The sequence below is a fragment of the Paenibacillus sp. JSM ZJ436 genome (genome assembly GCF_044383795.1).
GTDB lineage: Bacteria > Bacillota > Bacilli > Paenibacillales > Paenibacillaceae > Paenibacillus_AQ > Paenibacillus_AQ algicola.
The window spans coordinates 88002-108491 of the sequence record NZ_JBISEO010000001.1 but is presented as its reverse complement, the minus strand read 5'-3'; the positions used below and the strand labels follow the sequence as shown (position 1 = coordinate 108491).

Genomic DNA, 20490 nt, shown 5'->3' with positions numbered 1-20490 from the left:
GTCTGCTCCCTACCCTTCTCTAACGGCACGGCGGCAGGTATTCAAGCGTTCCATGAACGGCTGTGACGCCATTCTGATCTGATTGCCGCCGCTCTCTCCTAGTGCCAGCCATGCTTCTTGTATGTTCTCCAGAGACTGGCTCAGCTTGTCCATCAGCTTATCCATAGATCTGTGCTTCAAGAGCAGCTGCTTCCAATCCTTGAGTTGCAAATCCTTGCGGGCCAGCAGCTTCTTCTCTTCCTCCAGCCCATTCTCCAGAACGAGCCAGTAGCTGTAGCCTTCCTTGCCTGCTTCCGGCGATGCGGAACGATCCATTTCGCGCATCAGCAGCTCACAGCGTGTGAATTCCTGCAGCAGCTGCCTCCAGGTCCCTGCTGCCGAAGCATCCAGCAACGGCGTAAAAGAAAGAAACAGCTGCATATTCAGCTGTACCATGTTTGACAGGTATTCTTCTGAAGTCAGGAGCATGCTCTTCATTTTACTATACAGCTTCATCTTCATCACATTCACTTCACTGACAGCACGGCTCATAAGTGCAATGCTTTGTATGTCACCGGATCTTGAGAGCAGCTGGTAGAACAGGCTGCTAAAGTAATCGCCCGCAAGCACCTTCAGCTGCCTCGATCTCATCTCCTGCTCGTTCCGGACCTCCGTGACCGTGTCAATGCCTTCATGCGTGTCGAGACCCATCTGAACCAGTGAAGCAGCGAGCGCTGCTGTTTCCGAGCGTTCCGGTCCGCGATGCAGAGCGTGATTCTGCATAAATATGTATAGTAAATGAACTCGGGCATCCGGAAACTCCGGCAGCTCGGTATGATTCTGAATCATGTCATATTGCAAATATTTCTGGGCTATTGCGGGAACGCGATACGGTTTCATTCTCAGCCTCCGTGCACTTGATGTACTACAGTCACGTTGTGATTACAATCTAATCTATTATAACACATCATGTCGCGGCGTACATGCCTGTATATTGTATTTTAACCCTGACCGTCCTGCTGAACTGCCTTTAGCCACAGATTTGTCAGAGTCAGATGCAGCTGCTCTGTCGCCTGTTCTGAAAAAGCTCCTGACTTCTGCTGGGATAGACCTTCACGCAGCTCCTCTGTCCAGTGATTCCTGTCCACGGAAGCCGCCAGCAGGAGCTGCTGTCTCCCTGTCCAAGGATCTGCAGCTATAAAGCGTAGATAGACATGCTCAATGTTGCCGACCTGCTCAAAGGCATAGCTCAGCAGCTCCAGAAGCTGCCGATGCACCATCACGGTGGAATGCTTCGCCTGCTCCAGCCGAAGATCGATCGAAAGTGCAGCCCCTTGAAGCGCTGCACGCTGCAGCTGTCCCGCCAGCTTCAAGGCATTCAGCTCATCCACGATATTCAGCTCGGTCAGTTCTCGTTTTGACATCTGGTCTGCCATAAAGACAGCAGAAGCTGCTTCATCAGAGGTCCCTGCCTGCAGCGGCACCCCTGAAATGCTTAACAGCAGCACTGCACCTGCCACAGCAGGCAGCAGGACCGCCGCGATCCCCTTATGCTTCATAAGCCAGCCGCTCCTTTCTTTCTATTCATTGTCCTCCAGCCTAACCACGGTCATACCTCATATGTACAAAATAAAAAAGCAGGCTATGCCTGCTTTTTAATGAATTTCAGCTGCCAGACTCCATTCTGCCGTGCTTCGTCATGACTTCTGCTTTTCCCCGAATTTTTACGGCCGAGGTATGGTCCGTGAATTGAGCAATAATGATTTCACCTTTATCGAGCTTCTCGGTATGATGAAAACGGGTATCCTGTCCCCGGGTCAAGCCAATGACCTGAACACCGCTTTCCAGCGCCTTGACGACAAAGTAATCACCGCTGCGTGCATCCTCCATATACCTTCTGTGCCCCCTGTCCTTTAAAAGAAAGGACCGTGAATGAATTCACGGACCTTTCTTGTAGGTAATATGTAGAAATCTTTATTTAATTCCGTCTTTGAGCGCTTTACCAGGTTTAAATGCAGGAATTTTGCTCGAAGGGATTTCGATTTCTTCACCTGTTTGTGGGTTGCGGCCTTTACGTGCAGAACGCTCGCGCACTTCAAAGTTACCAAAACCAACCAGCTGAACCTTATCTCCATTTTGCAGAGCTTCGGAAATCGCATCAAATACCGCGTCTACGGCTTTCGTTGCATCCTTCTTGGAAAGCTCTGTAGCTTCAACCACCTGATTGACCAGATCTGATTTATTCATTCTTTCACCTCCCTGCAAGAGCTGTACATACTTGATATTCACTGTTTCCGATTTGAAGCAAAATATACGTATTTCTGGCCGTTTCGCCCGATGAAATTACTTATGCTTTTGGCGCGAACAGATTTATAGTAATACAGTCAAATCATAATTTCAAGACTTTTAGGTCCAAGATCATCCATTCATAAGAAAAAGCAACCACAAATCGGCTTATTTAGCCAAATTTTGGTTGCTAATAAACTCTTATAGGGCTACAGAATGATCGCAATCAAGCCGCCGGAGCCTTCATTAATAATGCGTCCCAGTGTTTCCTGGAGCTTGTAGCGGGCATTGTCCGGCATCATCGCAATCTTACCCTGAATGCCTTCGCGGACAATAGAGTGCAGCGAGCGGCCAAAAATGTCTGACTCCCAAATCTTGATCGGGTCGTTCTCAAAATCCTGCATCAGATAGCGAACCAGCTCTTCGCTCTGCTTCTCCGTCCCGATAATTGGCGAGAACTCAGACTCCACATCCACACGGATCATATGAATGGACGGCGCTGTCGCTTTCAGGCGAACCCCGAATCTCGTGCCTTGGCGGATCAGCTCCGGCTCATCAAGCGCCATCTCTGCCAGTGAAGGTGCTGCAATGCCGTAGCCGGTCGTCTTCACCATTTCGAGTGCCTCGGCGAACCGGTCATATTCCCGCTTCGCATGGGAGAACTCCTGCATCAGTTGCAGCAAATGGTCCTTGCCCCGGATTTCAACACCGACAACCTCCATCAAAATCCGGTCGTACAGCTCATCCGGTGCGAACAGGTCGATTTCGGCAACGCCCTGACCCATATTCATACCGCTCAGACCGGCCTGGTCAATGAAATCATATTCCATGAATTGACCGACAACACGGTCGACATCCCGCAGCCTTTTTATATCCTTGACGGTATCCCGTACCGAATTCTCATAGTTGCTGCGAAGCCAGTGGTTCTCATTGAGCACCATAACCCAGCTCGGAAGATTCACATTCACTTCATGCACCGGAAATTCATATAATACCTCTCGAAGGACACCGGTTACGTCCTCTTCACTCATGCTTGCCGCGCTCAAGGTCATGACCGGAATATCATATTTGGCAGCCAGCTCGCTGCGCAGCTGCAGCGCCTCCTCGCTCTTCGGGCGAGTAGAGTTAATGACAACCACAAAAGGCTTGCCGACTTCCTTCAGCTCCTCGATCACTCTTTCCTCGGCATCGACGTAAGAGCTTCTCGGAATTTCAGCAATGCTGCCGTCCGTCGTAATGACGACACCCAGTGTCGAATGCTCCTGAATGACCTTACGCGTTCCAATCTCGGCAGCCTCCTGGAATGGAATCGGCTCCTCGAACCATGGCGTCGAGATCATACGCGGACCATTTTCATCCTCATAGCCCTTCGCGCCTTCCACGGCATAACCGACACAGTCTACCATTCTGACATTGACCTCAAGGCCCTCTGTCACTTTGATCTGTACCGCATTGTTCGGTACGAACTTGGGCTCTGTTGTCATAATCGTCTTTCCTGCTGCACTTTGCGGCAGCTCATCGACCGCCCGTACGCGATCCGCTTCATTCGTAATGTTCGGAAGCACGACCGTTTCCATGAACCGCTTGATGAAGGTTGATTTTCCCGTCCGGACTGCACCGACGACACCCAGGTATATGTCCCCCCCTGTTCGCTCGGCAATGTCCTTGAAAATGTCCACTTTTTCCAAAAGAGATCCCCTCCTCAAATTACTCCGAAGGAAAAATGCTATTAAGAGCATCCGCTTCGTGTTTCCTCTCACAGCTAAAGCCATTGCAGCATTTGAGCAGCCTTACCATGCCGCCAGCAGTCCGCCGCCCGGATTCCGAAGAGAGACATGGAAACGGCAAAGCGGCGTAACTCGTACATGCATTAGGACTAGTAACATCTTATTGTTCCGGGACTCAAAATATGCCGCCGTCTTTTAAAAGATTAAAAGGTTTTTGTAAGCACCCTACTGCCTCCAACCATCTTTATGTGTTGTATTTGCAAATATGCTACTGCCGGCAGATCAAATCATAAAAAAAAAGCACCTCTGGCACGTATGTCCAGAGATACTTATAAGAGTGCGGGTTATGAAGAGCCTGGCTGAGGCACAGGCTGATTGTTCTCCCAACGGTAAGGGACCGATTTCACGGGCACATAAAACGATTCCGATTCCAGATATACCCGAAGATCCTGGTCCGGCTGAGGCTCCTGCCCATTTTTCTGAATAGCTTGCATAATGTCAAATGCGTAATCGATATAGACCTTGCCGCCCTGATCCATCATGAGCACCACATCCTGGCCAGAATAGAAGCTCTTCAGCTTCCAATTCTTTGCGTCGGTCTTGGATATATCGACGGCCGTGAAGCCAGGATACAGCTCTTCTCCAGCCGGGAGCTTTCCTTGATCAGACTTGTAGCGGTCGACCGACATCTGCATATCATTTATCTTTTGCACGGTAAGCAGATCCATCACTTTAACGAGCGGCTCCTGCTCTTCATTAATAATCAGAAAGCGCCCGCTGCCGCCCTTTTCAAAAGCGGTTGTCGGAATTTCATCCATATAGCCCATATTCTTGAGCTTGTCCAGGTCTACCCGGTATTTCTCATAACGCGGTATCTCTTCACCTGCAGTCATAATCGGCAGCAGTGACGTTTCTTTATAGTAATCATCCACGGCACCTTGAATTCGACGCACGCTTTCCCGATAAGATACCTGCTCTTCCTGTGAATCCTCATTGGGGTACATACAGCCGCTAAGCAGCAGGACGCCAATAAGTGCTATTGCAGCCAGATACATATTTTTCACTGGATTTCACCACTTCCCTTTAAATAAAATCCTCCCGATCCCGATTTCTTGCACTCTCCAACTGTCGGCGCACTGCCGCCTTCAGCCGATCCTCCGGCACTTCAACCTGAACATGATCATGAACAACCGTTTGACACGAGAAACGAATGCCTTCATCAATCAGCGTTCCCAGCTTGCGGCGCTCCTCTTCCTTCGGAGGCAGTACATGACTGCTCTCTTCCTCGGAGAGCTTAACCTTGCACATGAGGCAGCCCATTTTCCCGCCGCAGCGGGTCGGGATGTGAACCCCGGACTGTCTGGCTGCAGCCAGTACAGTAACTCCGGGTCTGACGCTGACGGTTTTGCCTTCCGGCATAAAAGTAACCTCACACTTCAGTTCAAGCTCCTCCTTACTCTGATGAAGTTTCCCCGCTTAATCCTTATGAATTCCTGCCAGCTCCTGAATGCGCAGTGTATGCTCACTGTTCAAGGTGTAACGGGATAACATATCTTGAAGCAGCGCGTGGTGCTGATCCGGACGGTATCTGATAGCTTGTCCAATGGCCTGATACCGATCCTCCCGATCTCTCAGCACATTAAATAAGAGCTCATGGCTCAGAGGTGTTAAACGGACAGGAGTACCGTGAAGCAGCACATCCGGCGCAGCAGGATATAAAAGCTCCATTTCCACAGTATACAAACTGCCGCCTGAACACACTTCAAAGCCGCCAACCAGCTCGGCCTCTATGCTGCCCAGTTCATATCGGCTTAACACGGACTTATACATACCCTCTTGATCCAGGCGCGGCTGACTCAACGCGAAGGCTGCCAGCTGCTCATGAAGAGCCTGAATCCCTTCCAGGTCACTATACACGTCCAGATCCCGCGGCGGCTTATCCAGCTGCACTCCTTGAAGGAGCAGCGAGCAGCTGCCACCCAGCAGCCAGGGCGTTGAGAGGTCTTGAAGTAAAACAGACAGCTGCTGCAACGCTCGGGACAATCCCGGCATATCCTCTACATTCATGTATTTCACCTGCTTCCTCAAGCTGCATGCAGCCCTTCTCCATTAGGTGATCGAGGCCAGTCCGGTAATAAAGCCAATCAGCATCATCATAAATGCCACAAAGGACAAGCCGAAGCGTACCGCTCCCTTGGTCTTGCTTCGGGCGAATGTAACGACGATCACGGACAACGCCATAATCAGCAGTGCGATCATGGACAGCCACATCTTTTGCATTGGATCCAATTTAATATTGCCCCCTGTCTTTCTCTAAAATGTCTGCCCTAATTATATCATGACTTGGAATCTCCTCCTATCCTTCCACGCAAAAAGACCGCTGTATCTGCACACAGCGGCCTCATGTTTCTCAAAACCTTCACACTTTACTTGTTCATCATCATTTTCATCAAAGCTTCCATATTGCTTGGGTTCATCCCGCTTTTTTTGACGGCCGCGATGATCTCTTTCACGGTCTCTTCGCTGACAGGCACGTTCGCCATCGCCGAAACCTGCTTGATGAGCTGTCGAAGCTGGGCATCATTCTGCAGCGTTGACGGCTTCACGGTATTCGCCAGCTTTTTAACAGCTCCCGAAGAAATCTGCTTGCCGCTTTTTTTATTGATCGCGCTTAATACATCTTTAGGAAAGTTTTTGCTCATGTCCACCCCTCCTCCGGCAATCCTCATACTATCGTATGAAGCAGGAGGTCAAGGTGTGATTAAGCTAGGAATGCCACTGCTCCCAGGTTTGGAGCGGCATCATTTCCATTTCCGTCTTCGGATCCCGTCCCATCAGGTTCATGACGGCTGTCCGAGGATCCCGCTGCTTAAAGAGCACATGATAGAGCTGATCCGCAATCGGCATTTGTACCCCGTGCTTTTCAGATAGCGCAAAGGCAGCCTGGGTGGTGCGAACCCCTTCCACAACCATGCCCATCGAGCTTAGAACCTCGTCTAGAGCCTTTCCCTCACCCAGCAGGTAGCCTGCGCGCCAATTCCGGCTGTGGCGACTCGTGGCGGTCACTACGAGGTCCCCAATCCCGGCAAGGCCGGCAAAGGTAAGCGGATTTGAGCCCATCTCAATCCCGATTCGGGTTATTTCAGCCAGTCCCCGTGTCAGCAGAGCCGCTTTGGCATTGTCACCAAATCCCAGACCGTCAGACATCCCGGCACCCAGCGCGATAATATTCTTAAAAGCGCCAGCCAGCTCCACACCGATCATGTCCCGGTTCGTATACACTCTGAAATCATGGTTCATGAACAGGTCCTGAGCCGCCGCTGCCGCTTCACTGCTTGCCGAGGCTACCACCACCGTGGTTGGACACTGCCGGATGACTTCCTCCGCATGACTTGGACCAGACAACACGACGATGTCTCCTTCACTGCGCCCAAGCTCCTCCGAGATGACCGTTGACATTCGCTTTAGGGATTCAATCTCAAAGCCCTTGGTCGCGTGAATGATCAACGCGTTGTCCTTGACACAGGACTTCAGCTGACTGCAAACCGATCTCATCGCTGACGACGGAGCAGCGATCAGTACTGCGGCAGCCCCGCGGACAGCCTCCTCCATATTTGTTGTCGCCTTCAGCTGTGGAGATAGCGTAATCCCCTTTAAATAACGATGATTACTATGCTGCTCATTGATCTCCCGAACCTGCTCCGCATTCCGGCTCCAGATCATCACATTCAGCTTTTTGGAGACCAGGACACTCGCAAGCGCAGTCCCCCAGCTGCCGGCCACCAGCACCGCCACTTTATCAGACAACGCGTTTCCCTCCTTTAGAAGCTCCTCCTGAGCCCAGCTTGTTCTCTTTCCCCTGCATGATCTTGACAATGTTGCTTCGGTGACGCCAGAATGCAAACACCCCAATAATCAAGCTGGTCCAGAATACCGGCCAAGGATAGCCCATCAGCAGAAGAAACAGCGGCGTCAGAAGCACAAAGATCAACGATCCCAGCGAAACATATCGAGTAAAGACAATAGACAGAATAGCAATGATGCCCGCAAACAGCGCAGGCAAGAAGCAGAGTGTAGCCAGCACACCGATCGCAGTTGCAATGCCTTTTCCACCGCGGAAGCGGAAGTATACGGGCCAGTTATGGCCAATTATAGCTGCAATCCCACATAAACCCGGCAGCCAGGCATTGCCGTCTCCAACCCAAACCCCGATCCATACAGCAGCAATGCCCTTGAGCACATCCAGGGCGAGCACGAGCACGGCCGGTCCTTTACCCAGAACCCGCAGTGTGTTCGTTGCCCCTGCATTACCGCTGCCATGCTGCCGGATATCAATCCCCTTCAAGAGCTTCGCCAGCAGCACACTAAAGCTTACAGACCCCAGCAAATAACTTGCAATGAATCCAACGATGTTCAGAATCAAGCCGTTCTCCCCTAACTTTCATCGGACTTTCGCCGTGTAAATATACGTATCGGAGTGCCTTCAAAATTAAATGCTGCACGGATTTTGTTCTCCAGATAGCGTTCATACGAGAAATGCATGAGCTCCGGATCATTGACAAACACAACCATCGTCGGCGGCTTCACCGCGACCTGAGTCGCATAATTAATCCGCAGTCTTTTTCCTTTGTCTGTCGGCGGCGGATTAATAGCTACCGCATCTGACACCACATCATTCAGCAAGTGCGTCTGAATCCGCAGCGAATGCTGCTCCGCAACATGCTTCACCACAGGCAACAGCTTCTGCAGGCGCTGCTTCGTCAAGGCGGACAGGAACACAACCGGTGCATAGGTCATGAACAGAAAGTGATCACGGATCTTGTTCTGAAAGTGCTGCATCGTCTTGTCGTCCTTCTCCACCACATCCCATTTGTTCACGACAAATAGGGACGCCTTGCCCGCTTCATACGCATAGCCGGCAATATGCTTGTCCTGCTCGATAATGCCCTCTTCGCCGTTGATCAGCACAAGCACTACATCTGCCCGCTCAATTGCGCGCATCGCCCGCATAACGCTATATTTCTCCGTCGTTTCATACACTTTGCCTCTCTTGCGCATCCCCGCCGTGTCGATGAGGACATAGCGCTGCCCATCCTTTTCAAAAGGGGTGTCAATCGCATCCCGGGTTGTACCCGCGATATCGCTTACAATAACCCTCTCTTCGCCCAGAATGGCATTCACAAGGGAGGATTTCCCAACATTCGGGCGTCCGATCAAGGCTACCTTGATAACATCCTCATCGTATTCTTCCTCTGTCAATTCAGGCAGTGCGTCCACGACTTCATCCAGCAAATCGCCGATCCCAGTACCATGGCTGCCTGAAATCCCAATGGGATCACCGAAGCCCAGGCTGTAGAATTCGTATATATCCTCGGCACGCTTCATGTTATCCACTTTATTAATCGCGAGCAGAACAGGCTTCCCGGAGCGGAATAGAATTTGAGCGACCTCTTCATCAGACTGTGTCAGCCCGGCCTTGGCATCACACATAAATACAATCACATCGGCTTCTTCAATGGCCAGCTCAGCCTGAATTCGAATGGACTTCAGAATCATATCCTCACCGTCGATCTCAATACCGCCAGTGTCAATGACACTGAATTGCTTGCCGTTCCACTCGGCATTTCCATAAATACGATCCCGGGTTACTCCCGGTTTATCTTCAACAATGGCTAGTCGATCACCAATCAGCCGATTAAAAATCGTGGATTTACCAACGTTCGGCCTTCCGACAATAGCCACAACGGGTCTTGCCATGTTCACTCCTCCTGTCAATTCTTACGTTTATCATCATAGCAAAAAACAGTACAATTGGCTAACCTTTCATGCACCTTTTATTCATGTTGCCCATCATGGGCATACATATAAACAACAAACGGCGAACCCAGCTGGGTTCGCCGACGATGATTATAATAGTCGCTTGAACGTGCGTGATCTGGCTACAGTCTACTTGAATTTGCTCAGCTTGTCGCCGAAGCGCTCACCCAGCGTTACGCTCATTCCTTGGTTGTTCAAGGACACGTTAGGGTTATCCTTCAGGTCAATTTTCGGACCTTTGGATGCTCTTTCGCCTCTTGGCGATGGAGCAGGAGCCGCTGGAGCTTCTTCCGTTTCCTTGATGCTCAGGCTGATCCGCTTCTCGTCCAGGTTCACATCCAGAACCTTCACTTGTACCTCTTGTCCTTCTTTCAGAACCTCTTGAGGAGTTCCAATGTGCTTGTGGGAAATTTGAGAGATATGAACCAGGCCTTCAACGCCTGGAGCCAGCTCCACAAATGCACCGAAGCTCACAAGACGCTTCACTTCACCGGTAACTACATCACCAATGTTGAATTTGTCAGAAGCTGATTCCCATGGGCCCGGCTGAGCAGCTTTAATACTGAGGCTGATCTTGCCTTTCTCTGGATCGACCTTCAGTACCTTCACCTTAACCTGCTCTCCTTCGGACAGCGCATCCGACGGCTTCTCCACGTGGCTCCAAGCGATCTCGGAAACGTGAACCAGGCCGTCTACACCGCCTACATCAACGAATGCTCCAAATTGAGTCAAGCGCTGAACCGTTCCTTCCAGCACTTGGCCTTCCTGAAGGTCAGCCATCACCTGCTGCTTGTTGGCTTCAAACTCCTCTTCCAGAACTTCCTTCTGGGAAAGAATGACCTTGTTGTTCTCGCGGTCCAGTTCTTTCACCTTTACGCGAAGGGTACGACCCTTGTAATCGCTGAAGTCTTCTACAAAATGACGCTCAACCATCGAAGCCGGGATAAAGCCGCGTGCACCGACGTCTGCTACCAGACCGCCTTTAACAACATCAGCGACAGTAACCTCGAATACGTCCTGGTCTGCGAAGTGCTTCTCAAGCTCTTCCCAAGAATTCTCAGTGTCAATTGCACGCTTGGACAGCACCAGACTCTCCTTGTCGTCATTGATGCTGACAACCTTGCACTCTACCTCTTGACCTACTTGAACCGCTTCAGAAGCGTTGTCAAGCTGTACCGAGGAAAGCTCGCGGACAGGGATCACACCGTCATATTTATATCCAATGCTTACATAAGCTTGGTTATCCTCCAGTTTGACGATCGTCCCTTTTACAGTGTCCCCTTTTTTCAAGGATACGATTTGGTCCAGCTGATCTTGAGTTTCAGCATTTTCTTGATTTCTTGTTTCTTCCGACATGTCAATAACCTCCTCAATTCAAACCCCATTTATTTAAACTCGCGTGTGCGAAGTTCAAAACATCATTATGCATGTTATAGCTTGCCATAAAGTATTTCACAATTATTCATCTTCACAGCGGCTACTCCCGGGTCGGCTGACCGGTGGCCTGCATTTCCCGGATACGGCTCATAATCATAGCTGTTACCTGCTCCAGTGTCTCAGGTGACTTGCTATCCTTATAAGAGGATAAATCAATCGGCGCGCCGTAGATAATGCGGGTCTTGCGAAACAGCTTGTATTCTCCAACAATGGCCGCCGGTACAACCGCAGCGTCACTGCGAAGTGCAAAGCTTGCTGCTCCCCGCTTCGCGGCTTCAGAATCTGAGTTCCTCGTTCCCTCCGGGAAAATCCCCATAATCTCTCCGCCTCGTAAAATCTTGAGGGAATTCTTAATGGAATCCTTGCTGACCCCGCCCCGCTTGACCGGAAAAGCTCCCAGCTGCTTCACGAGCCAGCCAAACAGAGGAATCTTGAACAGCTCTTCCTTCGCCATAAATTTAACCTGGCGCTTCACATGAATGCCTACGGAAATTGGATCTCTCAGGCTAATGTGATTCGCACAGATCAGCACTCCACCCTGATCCGGAATGTTGTGAACGCCTACCGATTCAAAGCGGTACAGCACTTGAAACAACGCCCGGACAACAGCTCTGCAAAACACATAAATCATTGTTCTTTCTCCCCATCCATACGAGTTCTACAAAAAGAAGTGATATACTCGACGACCTCATCAATATTCATGTCCGTCGTATCCAGAAACACAGCATCCTCCGCACGTCGAAGCGGTGATACTTCACGTTCCTCATCAAGACGGTCACGCCTGGCGATATCAGTCTCAAGCTGCTCTAACGTTATCCCTTCTGCTTTGTCCAACTCCTTGAATCGGCGGAGAGCTCTTTCCTTCACGCTGGCCGTCATGAAAATCTTGACCTCTGCAGCAGGCAGCACCGTAGTTCCAATGTCACGGCCATCCATGACAACGCCCTTCGATAAGGCCATCATTCGCTGCAGATGAACCAGATGGTGCCGAAGATCCTCAATTTGAGCATAACGGGACACCTCGGAATTTACTTTCTGGGAACGGATAAAGGGTGTGACGTCCTCCCCGTTCAGCAATACCATCTGACCTGATTCATGCGGTTTTAATTCAATCACCATATTTTGCACCGTTTGAAGCACTTTCTGCTCATTTTCTGCAGAAATTCCATGACTTTGCATATACCAGGTCACCGCCCGGTACATAGCTCCGGTATCCACATATATGTACTGAAGCCTGCTAGCCACCATTCTGGCTACGGTGCTCTTGCCTGCCCCAGCGGGTCCATCGATGGCAATGTTGATTCTGTTCTGTTCACCAGTCCCCTTCGTATGCACCGGGGCATTCCTCCTCAAACCTAAGCCTCAAGAAAAAAGCAGGCAAAGCCTGCGACGTGAAAATTATACCACACTACAGGAACTGATGCAAAAAGCTTCCCCAACAAATGCCTTTCCAATCCCTGGAACAACCGCGTCATTCAGCGGTTTCGGAAATCAAACTGCCTTTCGAAGCAATAGCGGATAAGCTTCTGACGCTCCATGTCAGAGATGCGGCTCAGCTTGACCATGACCAGTGATCTGGAGCCGGAAATTTCTTTGATGCGAACGACTTCTCCGCTGAAAGGGATGTGCTCGATTGCGCCGTTCTTGTACGCCGCCAGCAGCCAGCAATCCAGTGTCTCACCGTCAGCAATACCATGATGGCTCTCTGCATAAAGTGAAACGCCGCCGCCGCCAACATCCTCAGTTCTCGTGACGAACTGCTTCCCGGAGCCGGTCGTAACGGCAACCTCAAGATCGGCCTGCACCCGGAGAAAGCTTCTTCTCTGGATTCTGGAGATCGACTCTTCCTCCGGCCTGCGAATGCGGATCTGGCGAATGACATCCTCGTGAAATCCAAGAACATAGCTGTTGAAGTAATTTTTGACCCCGCCCTCAGTCACGAAATACAGAGATAGCTCATCTCCCAAAAAGAGCTTCTTCAGTCTGCCGGATCCTTCCTCAATCGGAACCTCTATGTACAGCGACTGCTCGTCCATTTCCGCAATCCTGGATTTGTACACAATCCTGGATGCTGCTTCATCCCCGGTATCAATCTGAATAAATAATACCTCGTTAATCTTTGGAAACACCTTGATTCCTCCCCCTGCTTCTCACCGCCTTATTATATCACGGCCCAGCACCCCTGATCTTCAGTAAATTTTCCAGAATTGAAAAATTTCACTCTGCATTTCATCGCTTCCGGAGCATGGGCACATACGCAGCACAAAAAACTCAAGCCCCCGGAAAGATACCGGAGGACTTGAGTGGGTCAGCAGGTTTTGAGATGTGCCGCCGCCATAGAAATGCTCAATAACTAGCCCGAAGCGGCATGCAGAAAGCTTAATTCATCCCTTCATCGGCTTCCTTGACAACCTCTACCGTCTCTTCCAGACCGGTGTCGGCATTGATGAATATTTTATACTTCGAGCCGTTGATCCGGCCTCCAATCTCGTAGCACAGCGTATCCTCATCCCGATCATTTTTGATCAGCGCTTTTCGAGTATACTGTTCCTTGAAATCGCCATTCAACGTGTTCCGTGCTTCTTCAAGACTTAGCTTAGCCTCCGGCACCTCACGATTGTCCTGGTGTTCATATACGAACTCACTAGCCTGGAAACCGATAATATCGCCGTTATCCAGCGCAGACCGCACCGTCATTTTTTCGGGATAGATCAGGGTGTCGTCCTGCTGACGGACAAATGTGAAGTTGACCAGATTGTCATAGGGATCTGCAGATACAGCCTTCATGCTGCGATACCCCTTCTTCTCCAGGAATTGCTCCGCCTTCTCCATCGCCTGCTGTACTGAGACCTGCTTGCTGCCGACCTGGCGTCCGTCCGTGTAGGAAATCAGCAAGCCCCCCTTGCGGGTAAAATCCATACTGATTGGCTGCATGCCTTCAGCCTGCACCGTCGCGGTATAAGACTCCCAATCTGTGCCCTGGCCGTTGGCGATGACCGTGCACTCCGCACCCTGTCCCAGATCTGCAAACTTCAAGGCCTTGCGCTGAATATCCTCTTCATTTACGGCTACACCGGACAGCATTTTGACGGAACGCTTGGTATACATGCTGCTTACAGATGGTCCCCATTCGAGCTCGGGATAGGCCTCTACCTTTTTGTTTACCGACGAGAACCCGTCAATGATGCTGTTACCTGCCAGCTCCTGCTGACTTGTCATAGCCATATCTACATCAAGCCAGCGCAGCTTCTGTGATAGAGCAGTGTTCTGCACTTCCTGCAAATCCTTCGTAATTTCGCCGGAATTCTGATAGAGCTGCTTCAGCGTTTTGGCTTCGGTGTCGCTAAGCGGCTCCTTCGTCAGGTCCCGGACACCGGTTTTGTACGAAAAGTTGGCAATCCGGGATAGAAACTCCTCCGTTTTCTCCAGAGACAGTGTGGACAGAGGCAGCTGATTGAGTTCATTCTGCGCCTCACTGGTCAATCTCCAGACGTTCATCAAGCTTTTCCGCTGCATGCCCTGTGACGCCGTATTGACCGCAATCGAGTTGCCGATTTCATCATGAATACGGTCCATATGATAGGACAGGTCATGGAACGCGCGCTGATATTGATTCTCCGCGTGGATCTCAACGGCATTACGTTCCTCTTTCAACTGATTTCCCCACACGAGCGAGCCGATGAACAAGATGGCGGTGACCGGAAACAGGACCGCACTAATGCGTTTATACATCCAAAAGCACTCCTTTCTTCTGAATCCTGCCGTTAGTTTGACTAGAAGAAAGTGGTTCTATGCATTAGTTCTCTTCTTCGATTTCAAAATGACTCGCGTTATCGCACAAGCATTGCTTGAAGCCCGTTTCAATGCGTCCGCCATCTTTTTTGCCGCGCAGCACGTAGCGTTCCCCGCATTCCTTGCAGCGGATTCTCACCTTCACCCTCAACATAAAAAAAGACACCTCCATGTATAGTCTCCCGCAGCTGTGCGTGCAGGGGCTCTATTGTGAAGTGTGTCCGCTATATTTAAGTTTTAACCTCTTCGTCCTTGTGGATCATACGAAACGGCGAACGGTTATTGGCTCGTGTAATCTTGCCCATGGCTCCGTACCAGAGTAGAACCATCATGGGTACGATGAACCACAGCCAGCTGTTCTTAAAGGTATTCAAAATAAGGTCATACAGTGCATGATACGCCCATGGAATGAGTAGTGACATCAGCAGGAATCTGCGGCTCAAAGAGCCTTTGCTAAACTTGGCACGCCCCATATAGTATCCCATAATAACTCCAAACATGGCATGACCCGAAACCGGCAGCATCGCCCTGATCATCATCGGAGCAAAGGCGCCCTGGCTATACCAAGCATACAGGATGTTCTCTGCACTGGCGAAGCCGAGTGAGATGGCCGCAGAGTACAGAATGCTGTCATACGGTTCATCAAACTCTACATGATTGTAGATGAGATGGAACAGAACGAACCACTTTAGAAACTCCTCTACACCGCCTGAAATGAACACAGGCTCGATGAACATGATGTCACCGAACCAATTCAGCATGCCCTTCTGGATAATGAGAACAGGGATCACAATTAGAAATCCGAACAGGAACATCCGCAGGACCATATGCAACGGCTCTTGATCGTATTTGTCTTTGAGATAGAAATAGGTCAGCAGTGAAAGACCCGGTGCCAATGCAGAAGCCAAAATCGTAAACACCAGCACCGAATCCCCCCTTTATTTCAGAAGCGACATCGCCGTCACTTCTAATTCATGCTAGTTATGACTTGGAAAGTGGAGACAGATTTGTCCTATAGCATCCTCAGCCATCACCTTGGTGCCATATTCCTCAAGAACCGCTTCACTCACCGTGGATGATTGACCGAATTCAGACAGAACCGCGGTTAACGCGTTCAGCTTCTCAGCCGTAAACTGCTCTGAATCGAACCACAGATACCATTTATCCTTATAGCTGTACATCGTTCCGCCATGATCAGTGACCAGGCTCAGCATGTGAGCGGCCTCCACCACAATTTCGAAATCGTGGAATGCGTACAATACACTGCCGTTATGCTCAAGAGTCAGCTCCATCTCATAGACTTCATCGGGCATCTCATCCTCGGACAGTCCTCCGAAATGATGATCGTACTTTCCACGGGTTACAATGACGACCATGCCTTGGGAAGGAAGAGCAAAGACCTCGACCGCCAGCGGACCTGTAGCATCAAAGCCCAACTCGCTGTAGGCCTGATCCATCATCTCCGTGAACAGGTCAGATACCTTCGGCAACTCCTGCCACAATTCTTCTCTCTGGATTCCCCGATCGCTGAGATCGTCGAACGTGAGGAAAATCCGAATCTTATCTTGACCCAGACGTTCTATTTTCATGACAGGATCCTCCTCTATATACCAAGTAGTAATAACAGAATATGATGCCTCAAATAGATCATTGCTAAAAATAGTGATCTATATTGATTTTATCATTTAATACCCACAAATGCACGTAAATATGTAGCTGCCCAAAAAAAGAATCATCCCGGAAAACATCCGAAATGATTCTACACTTGCTAAATGGGTTACAAACCCGGTATGACTGTATGCGTCTCGTTCAGGATTTGCTCAACCTCATGCTTAACATCCGGGTTTTTCTTGATGAAATCCTTCAGCATGTTCAGGTTGGCTGCCTTCGAATGGTCCGATGCCGATACCCCGTGCTGAACGTTCGAGGATGGAGCAGCAAATCTGCTGCCTGTACTGGGGGAGCTGCCGTTGTGGCTGCCACCTCCGTTTGCCGTATTTCCAGCAAGGTCTTTCATTTTGTCCTTCGCTCCGCCGGTCAACTGGTCAAGATTACCGCTCTTAACCATGGACATCATGGAAATGCCGCGCTTGGACATCATGCGGTATACTGCCGCTCCGACAATGACACCGTATATAAATGACGAAGTCTTCACCAAATCAAGCCTCCTTATATGATAAACTCATGTCTAGTGTTCTCGGCCGGCCCTGAACTCATGCGATATAAAAAAAGGAAAGTGAGATGGATTCATGGTTAAACAAACAGCTGTGCTGCTGCTGGCAGCCTGCCTTACGCTTACCGCCTGCAGCCAATCCGAGCCCGTGCCGGAATCAACGGAGACAAGCTCCCAGCCTGGGCAACAGGAAGACTCAGGAGCAAGTAACGAAGCCTCCGGTCAAAGCCCGGAAGACACGATGAAAGATCAAACAGAGACGCCAACCGTAGCCCCGTCTACCGGAGATCGTCAGGACAGCCCAGCTTCTTCTGAAGAGTCAGGGACCTCAAATGATCCGCAGGATCCCGCTACTGAAGGTGAAGACCATCAAGGCGAAGCGGAGCCTAGGAAGAAGAACACAGACCAAGGCGAGCAAACAGAGGCCGCAGTGATGCGCTACCATATGAACAAGGTATATAACATTGTACCTAGTGAGGAAAGTGCACCGGAGAAGGTCGTATTGCTCACCTTTGACGATGGCCCGAAGGAGGAAGAAATGCTTCTTCAGCTTCTGGATACGCTGGACAAGCATGATGCCAAGGCTATCTTCTTCGTGAACGGCTATCGTGTGGAAGAGAACCCCGAGCTGTTAAAGCTGATTCATGACCGGGGGCAGACGATCGGTAATCACAGCTGGGATCATATCGACCTTAAGAAAGAAAATCCTGCCTCCGTGAAGCAGCAGATTGAGGATGTCCAGCAGATTGTTGAGCAGGAAATTGGCGTAAAGCCGCGCTTTTTCCGGCCGCCGTTCGGCTCGGGAGGAGATACTGTCAAGCAGACTGCCAAAGAGAATGACCTTCTGTTCATGACCTGGTCCAACGGCTCCCTTGACTGGGATGCCAGCACACGCAACAAGCCGGAGGCGGTGATCCGGAATGTCATGGAGCAGCTTCATCCCGGCAGCAATATTCTGATGCATGAGCTTCCATGGACCGTGGACGCATTGGACGAGCTGCTGACCCAGCTGAAAAGTAAAGGCTATGGCTTTGTCAATCCGGAGGAAATAGAACCGGAGATGAAATAATCGGCTCAACCTGCCATACAAAGAAACACCCTGACGGCTCCTTGTAGGAGGGTCAGGGTGTTCTTGTTAATGTGATCAGATGATACTCGGACGGACAACACAGTCTTATAGGAATGTGAGACGTTCCAAAGCCCCGGCTGATCAAGAGCTTGATGACTTCGTTAGACCTTCGGCTGCGGTGCAGATCAAACCAGCCGGAATCGTATTTCTGGTAATAAAATGGTTCTAGGCGAATCGCACCCAGCAGCGGCAGCACGATCTGGCCTCCATGCGTATGTCCCGACAAGATTAAATCATAGCCAAGCTTGGCTCTACCCTTGATCCAGATGGGATCATGTACAAGGACAATATGGTAGGGGTCGTTTTTGGCTTTTCCCTTATAGCTGCTAAAAGGGTGTTTACGCGTCTTGGGCTGCATATATCCCGTCAGTGCAATGTGATCGCCGCCTTTTTCAAGCACCAGCGTTTCGTCCTTCAACAGCCTCACTCCGGCACTCCTGAGCAGCTCCTCCACCTTTGCGGCCCCCGCGTTGAGATCATGATTACCCAGCACAGCGTAAGCCTGTGAATGGGAAGACAAGATCTTCAAGTTGTGCTCCACTCTTGATAACGGAACTCCCTTTTCGGTCAAATCACCGCCAATCAGCACCAGATCAGCACGGGCCAATGAGTCAGACATTGAAGCCATAGACAGCTTGCGCCGGTGAATATCCGAAATAAACAGAATGTGAAGCCCGTCAAAGCCTTCCGGAATCCGGGAAGAGCTCACGCTCTCCTCTCTGACCCGGTATCCAAAAGCCTCTATACTCATCCAGATCCATAACAAAATCAACATTGTAGCCAAACCGGCAACGATCCACAGTATCAAAATATATCCTCCAGTGAAGGTGCTCCAGCCAGCCCCCACCAAAGCAGCCCGGCCATCAGCAGCATAAATAAAATAATTAATGAATTTACAAACCACTTGCTCATCCGCACACGCTGAGACGAATAGGTTCGGGATCTTGAAGGCGTGCTGGAGCCACCGGAGGCCGGCTTTGGAGCTGGCTTTGCAGTGGGCTGTCCTGCACCCTTTTCGGCTGGCTTGCGGACTCTTGCAGCCCCGCGGCTGCCTGAAGCCTTTGAAGCCTTCCTGCCCTTCCCGGAAGCTGATGATCTGGGTGCAGAAGCATGATGATCCTTTGCAGTCGCTGCCTCTTTTCGGGTACGGGAGGCCTGGCTTCGTGTTGTCTTTGATGTATCTCTTGTTTTCTTATCCGATGGCTTCGGTTTGGAGCTTTTACGTCCGCGCTGATGCTTCTCTACTCTGCTTAATTTCTCCATCGCTATCCTTTCTGTTGTCGAAAACGGATGGCAAGCCCCGATATTAGATCAATCAAGAAATGACATACAATCGGCGCCCACAACGAGCCGGTCTGGATATATATATAACCCAGCCCATAGCTGCTGAGAAACACCCAGCCTGTTGGAAACCAGTGCCTTAAATAACGCACATGGATTAAAGCAAAGAGGATACTTGTCCAGTAAGGACCGATCGCAAATTGAATGGCTCCCCGGAACAGAAGCTCCTCACAAATAGAAACCACTAGGGCAATGACCACGATATGCCACACCGGCCGCCCTTTGAACAGCAGCTCGTTGATGCCGCCGTCGTCCATACTGCTTTCTGGCAAGACGCGGGATATTAACAGATCTGCAGACAATAAAACGATCGCCAGCCCCGCGCCCCAATAGATTACGTTCCAGCTGCCGGAGAGCTCCAGCAGCTGGATCGGATTCCGGTGCTGGAATAAAATCCAGACCAGCGCTGCTACCAGCGTCAAACCCTGAGTTAAGTACAAATTAATGAGCAGCAGTCTGTCGGTTAGCTGGTGAGGCTCTATTTTTTGAATTTTAAATTTGAATTTTTTCATGATAGCCTGCCTGTCTATTCATAGATTTGCCGTAAGAGCATCATAGCAAAAAACCATCCCCCTGTAAAAGTCACCTACTGTCTGCCAAGGTCAAGGTCATGGCTGAAGCAGCCTAAAAACTTATTGACACGATGATACCTCCATGTTACATTATGTAAAAAATTAAGATGAAAACCGATGATGGAAACAAGGTGCTTCACATGCTCCTCAGAGAGCCGATGGCAGGTGTAAATCGGCGGGTATAGGTGCCTTGAGCGATCCTGAGATATTTCGCTGAAAGAGAAGTAGGCGCAATCG

Annotated in this window: 26 protein-coding genes and 1 other annotated feature (1 of these 27 cut by a window edge); of the genes, 1 reads left to right on the top strand and 25 read right to left on the bottom strand. The window is 50.2% G+C overall.

Annotated features, from left to right (window positions below):
* Positions 1 to 9: 9 nt before the first annotated feature.
* The 22 genes from ACH6EH_RS00605 to ACH6EH_RS00500 form a co-directional block, all read right to left on the bottom strand.
* Positions 10 to 879, bottom strand: coding sequence for a heptaprenyl diphosphate synthase component 1 (locus ACH6EH_RS00605; RefSeq protein ID WP_397330694.1), 870 nt, complete (start codon positions 877 to 879; stop codon positions 10 to 12).
* A gap of 101 nt (positions 880 to 980) precedes the next feature.
* The gene (locus ACH6EH_RS00600; RefSeq protein WP_397330693.1) at positions 981 to 1538 is read right to left on the bottom strand and encodes a hypothetical protein; all 558 of its coding nucleotides are present in this window, start codon (positions 1536 to 1538) and stop codon (positions 981 to 983) included.
* A 106-nt stretch (positions 1539 to 1644) separates the two neighbouring features.
* A complete protein-coding gene (gene mtrB, locus ACH6EH_RS00595; protein ID WP_138225563.1) occupies positions 1645 to 1869 on the bottom strand; it encodes a trp RNA-binding attenuation protein MtrB in 225 nt (74 codons plus the stop codon).
* A gap of 84 nt (positions 1870 to 1953) precedes the next feature.
* On the bottom strand, positions 1954 to 2244 hold the full coding sequence (locus ACH6EH_RS00590) for an HU family DNA-binding protein (protein WP_407669156.1): 291 nt from the start codon (positions 2242 to 2244) through the stop codon (positions 1954 to 1956).
* Between the two features lie 230 nt (positions 2245 to 2474).
* On the bottom strand, positions 2475 to 3953 hold the full coding sequence (spoIVA, locus tag ACH6EH_RS00585) for a stage IV sporulation protein A (protein WP_138225561.1): 1479 nt from the start codon (positions 3951 to 3953) through the stop codon (positions 2475 to 2477).
* Positions 3954 to 4336: 383 nt separating this feature from the next.
* Positions 4337 to 5047 (bottom strand): DUF3939 domain-containing protein, encoded by a 711-nt coding sequence (locus tag ACH6EH_RS00580; protein WP_397330934.1) that lies wholly within the window; start codon positions 5045 to 5047, stop codon positions 4337 to 4339.
* 28 nt (positions 5048 to 5075) lie between these two features.
* Positions 5076 to 5411, bottom strand: coding sequence for a 2Fe-2S iron-sulfur cluster-binding protein (locus ACH6EH_RS00575; protein WP_397330692.1), 336 nt, complete (start codon positions 5409 to 5411; stop codon positions 5076 to 5078).
* 57 nt (positions 5412 to 5468) lie between these two features.
* Entirely contained in the window at positions 5469 to 6059 is a 591-nt protein-coding gene (locus ACH6EH_RS00570; RefSeq protein ID WP_397330691.1) for a hypothetical protein, read from the bottom strand.
* Positions 6060 to 6101: 42 nt separating this feature from the next.
* Positions 6102 to 6281, bottom strand: coding sequence for a DUF2768 family protein (locus ACH6EH_RS00565; RefSeq protein WP_138225558.1), 180 nt, complete (start codon positions 6279 to 6281; stop codon positions 6102 to 6104).
* Between the two features lie 137 nt (positions 6282 to 6418).
* Positions 6419 to 6694: a stage VI sporulation protein F gene (locus tag ACH6EH_RS00560; protein ID WP_138225557.1), complete on the bottom strand. Its 276-nt coding sequence runs from the start codon at positions 6692 to 6694 to the stop codon at positions 6419 to 6421.
* A 64-nt stretch (positions 6695 to 6758) separates the two neighbouring features.
* A complete protein-coding gene (locus tag ACH6EH_RS00555) occupies positions 6759 to 7799 on the bottom strand; it encodes an NAD(P)H-dependent glycerol-3-phosphate dehydrogenase (protein WP_397330690.1) in 1041 nt (346 codons plus the stop codon).
* Entirely contained in the window at positions 7792 to 8415 is a 624-nt protein-coding gene (gene plsY / locus ACH6EH_RS00550) for a glycerol-3-phosphate 1-O-acyltransferase PlsY (protein ID WP_138225555.1), read from the bottom strand. The genes ACH6EH_RS00555 and plsY overlap by 8 nt, the downstream gene beginning before the upstream one ends.
* An 11-nt stretch (positions 8416 to 8426) precedes the next feature.
* On the bottom strand, positions 8427 to 9749 hold the full coding sequence (gene der / locus ACH6EH_RS00545; RefSeq protein WP_138225554.1) for a ribosome biogenesis GTPase Der: 1323 nt from the start codon (positions 9747 to 9749) through the stop codon (positions 8427 to 8429).
* A gap of 189 nt (positions 9750 to 9938) precedes the next feature.
* Positions 9939 to 11165 carry a 30S ribosomal protein S1 gene (rpsA, locus tag ACH6EH_RS00540; protein ID WP_138225553.1) on the bottom strand — a complete coding sequence of 409 codons (1227 nt, stop codon included), beginning with the start codon at positions 11163 to 11165 and terminating at the stop codon, positions 9939 to 9941.
* Between the two features lie 121 nt (positions 11166 to 11286).
* Positions 11287 to 11877, bottom strand: coding sequence for a lysophospholipid acyltransferase family protein (locus ACH6EH_RS00535; RefSeq protein ID WP_208204031.1), 591 nt, complete (start codon positions 11875 to 11877; stop codon positions 11287 to 11289).
* The gene (cmk, locus tag ACH6EH_RS00530) at positions 11874 to 12581 is read right to left on the bottom strand and encodes a (d)CMP kinase (protein ID WP_138225551.1); all 708 of its coding nucleotides are present in this window, start codon (positions 12579 to 12581) and stop codon (positions 11874 to 11876) included. The genes ACH6EH_RS00535 and cmk overlap by 4 nt, the downstream gene beginning before the upstream one ends.
* A 140-nt stretch (positions 12582 to 12721) precedes the next feature.
* Positions 12722 to 13375: a flagellar brake protein gene (locus ACH6EH_RS00525; protein WP_208204032.1), complete on the bottom strand. Its 654-nt coding sequence runs from the start codon at positions 13373 to 13375 to the stop codon at positions 12722 to 12724.
* A gap of 250 nt (positions 13376 to 13625) precedes the next feature.
* Positions 13626 to 14978: a germination protein YpeB gene (gene ypeB / locus ACH6EH_RS00520; protein WP_397330689.1), complete on the bottom strand. Its 1353-nt coding sequence runs from the start codon at positions 14976 to 14978 to the stop codon at positions 13626 to 13628.
* Between the two features lie 64 nt (positions 14979 to 15042).
* Positions 15043 to 15183, bottom strand: coding sequence for a hypothetical protein (locus ACH6EH_RS00515; protein WP_397330964.1), 141 nt, complete (start codon positions 15181 to 15183; stop codon positions 15043 to 15045).
* An 85-nt stretch (positions 15184 to 15268) separates the two neighbouring features.
* Positions 15269 to 15964 carry a glutamic-type intramembrane protease PrsW gene (prsW, locus tag ACH6EH_RS00510; RefSeq protein ID WP_397330688.1) on the bottom strand — a complete coding sequence of 232 codons (696 nt, stop codon included), beginning with the start codon at positions 15962 to 15964 and terminating at the stop codon, positions 15269 to 15271.
* Positions 15965 to 16015: 51 nt separating this feature from the next.
* On the bottom strand, positions 16016 to 16627 hold the full coding sequence (locus ACH6EH_RS00505; RefSeq protein ID WP_397330687.1) for a genetic competence negative regulator: 612 nt from the start codon (positions 16625 to 16627) through the stop codon (positions 16016 to 16018).
* 188 nt (positions 16628 to 16815) lie between these two features.
* Entirely contained in the window at positions 16816 to 17193 is a 378-nt protein-coding gene (locus ACH6EH_RS00500) for a hypothetical protein (protein ID WP_397330686.1), read from the bottom strand.
* 94 nt (positions 17194 to 17287) lie between these two features.
* Here ACH6EH_RS00500 and ACH6EH_RS00495 point away from each other — a divergent pair, with 94 nt between their 5' ends.
* Complete coding sequence (locus ACH6EH_RS00495) at positions 17288 to 18280, top strand: polysaccharide deacetylase family protein (protein WP_397330685.1); 993 nt, start codon at positions 17288 to 17290, stop codon at positions 18278 to 18280.
* A 52-nt stretch (positions 18281 to 18332) separates the two neighbouring features.
* Here the strand turns inward: ACH6EH_RS00495 and ACH6EH_RS00490 are convergent, their stop codons facing one another.
* The 3 genes from ACH6EH_RS00490 to ACH6EH_RS00480 are packed head-to-tail and all read right to left on the bottom strand — an operon-like array spanning position 18333 to position 20193.
* The gene (locus tag ACH6EH_RS00490) at positions 18333 to 19148 is read right to left on the bottom strand and encodes a metallophosphoesterase (RefSeq protein WP_397330684.1); all 816 of its coding nucleotides are present in this window, start codon (positions 19146 to 19148) and stop codon (positions 18333 to 18335) included.
* Positions 19145 to 19603 carry a hypothetical protein gene (locus ACH6EH_RS00485; RefSeq protein ID WP_397330683.1) on the bottom strand — a complete coding sequence of 153 codons (459 nt, stop codon included), beginning with the start codon at positions 19601 to 19603 and terminating at the stop codon, positions 19145 to 19147. The genes ACH6EH_RS00490 and ACH6EH_RS00485 overlap by 4 nt, the downstream gene beginning before the upstream one ends.
* Positions 19604 to 19605: 2 nt before the next feature.
* The gene (locus ACH6EH_RS00480) at positions 19606 to 20193 is read right to left on the bottom strand and encodes a CPBP family intramembrane glutamic endopeptidase (RefSeq protein WP_397330682.1); all 588 of its coding nucleotides are present in this window, start codon (positions 20191 to 20193) and stop codon (positions 19606 to 19608) included.
* Between the two features lie 168 nt (positions 20194 to 20361).
* Positions 20362 to 20490: a binding site (T-box leader), on the top strand (it continues 98 nt past the right edge of the window).

Coding starts and splice junctions, on each gene's coding strand:
- ACH6EH_RS00605 (WP_397330694.1), bottom strand. CDS start 879: ATGAAACCGTATCGCGTTCCCGCAATAGCCCAGAAATATTTGCAATAT.
- ACH6EH_RS00600 (WP_397330693.1), bottom strand. CDS start 1,538: ATGAAGCATAAGGGGATCGCGGCGGTCCTGCTGCCTGCTGTGGCAGGT.
- mtrB (WP_138225563.1), bottom strand. CDS start 1,869: ATGGAGGATGCACGCAGCGGTGATTACTTTGTCGTCAAGGCGCTGGAA.
- ACH6EH_RS00580 (WP_397330934.1), bottom strand. CDS start 5,047: ATGTATCTGGCTGCAATAGCACTTATTGGCGTCCTGCTGCTTAGCGGC.
- ACH6EH_RS00575 (WP_397330692.1), bottom strand. CDS start 5,411: ATGCCGGAAGGCAAAACCGTCAGCGTCAGACCCGGAGTTACTGTACTG.
- ACH6EH_RS00570 (WP_397330691.1), bottom strand. CDS start 6,059: ATGAATGTAGAGGATATGCCGGGATTGTCCCGAGCGTTGCAGCAGCTG.
- ACH6EH_RS00560 (WP_138225557.1), bottom strand. CDS start 6,694: ATGAGCAAAAACTTTCCTAAAGATGTATTAAGCGCGATCAATAAAAAA.
- der (WP_138225554.1), bottom strand. CDS start 9,749: ATGGCAAGACCCGTTGTGGCTATTGTCGGAAGGCCGAACGTTGGTAAA.
- rpsA (WP_138225553.1), bottom strand. CDS start 11,165: ATGTCGGAAGAAACAAGAAATCAAGAAAATGCTGAAACTCAAGATCAG.
- ACH6EH_RS00535 (WP_208204031.1), bottom strand. CDS start 11,877: ATGATTTATGTGTTTTGCAGAGCTGTTGTCCGGGCGTTGTTTCAAGTG.
- ypeB (WP_397330689.1), bottom strand. CDS start 14,978: ATGTATAAACGCATTAGTGCGGTCCTGTTTCCGGTCACCGCCATCTTG.
- ACH6EH_RS00505 (WP_397330687.1), bottom strand. CDS start 16,627: ATGAAAATAGAACGTCTGGGTCAAGATAAGATTCGGATTTTCCTCACG.
- ACH6EH_RS00495 (WP_397330685.1), top strand. CDS start 17,288: ATGGTTAAACAAACAGCTGTGCTGCTGCTGGCAGCCTGCCTTACGCTT.
- ACH6EH_RS00485 (WP_397330683.1), bottom strand. CDS start 19,603: ATGGAGAAATTAAGCAGAGTAGAGAAGCATCAGCGCGGACGTAAAAGC.
- ACH6EH_RS00480 (WP_397330682.1), bottom strand. CDS start 20,193: ATGAAAAAATTCAAATTTAAAATTCAAAAAATAGAGCCTCACCAGCTA.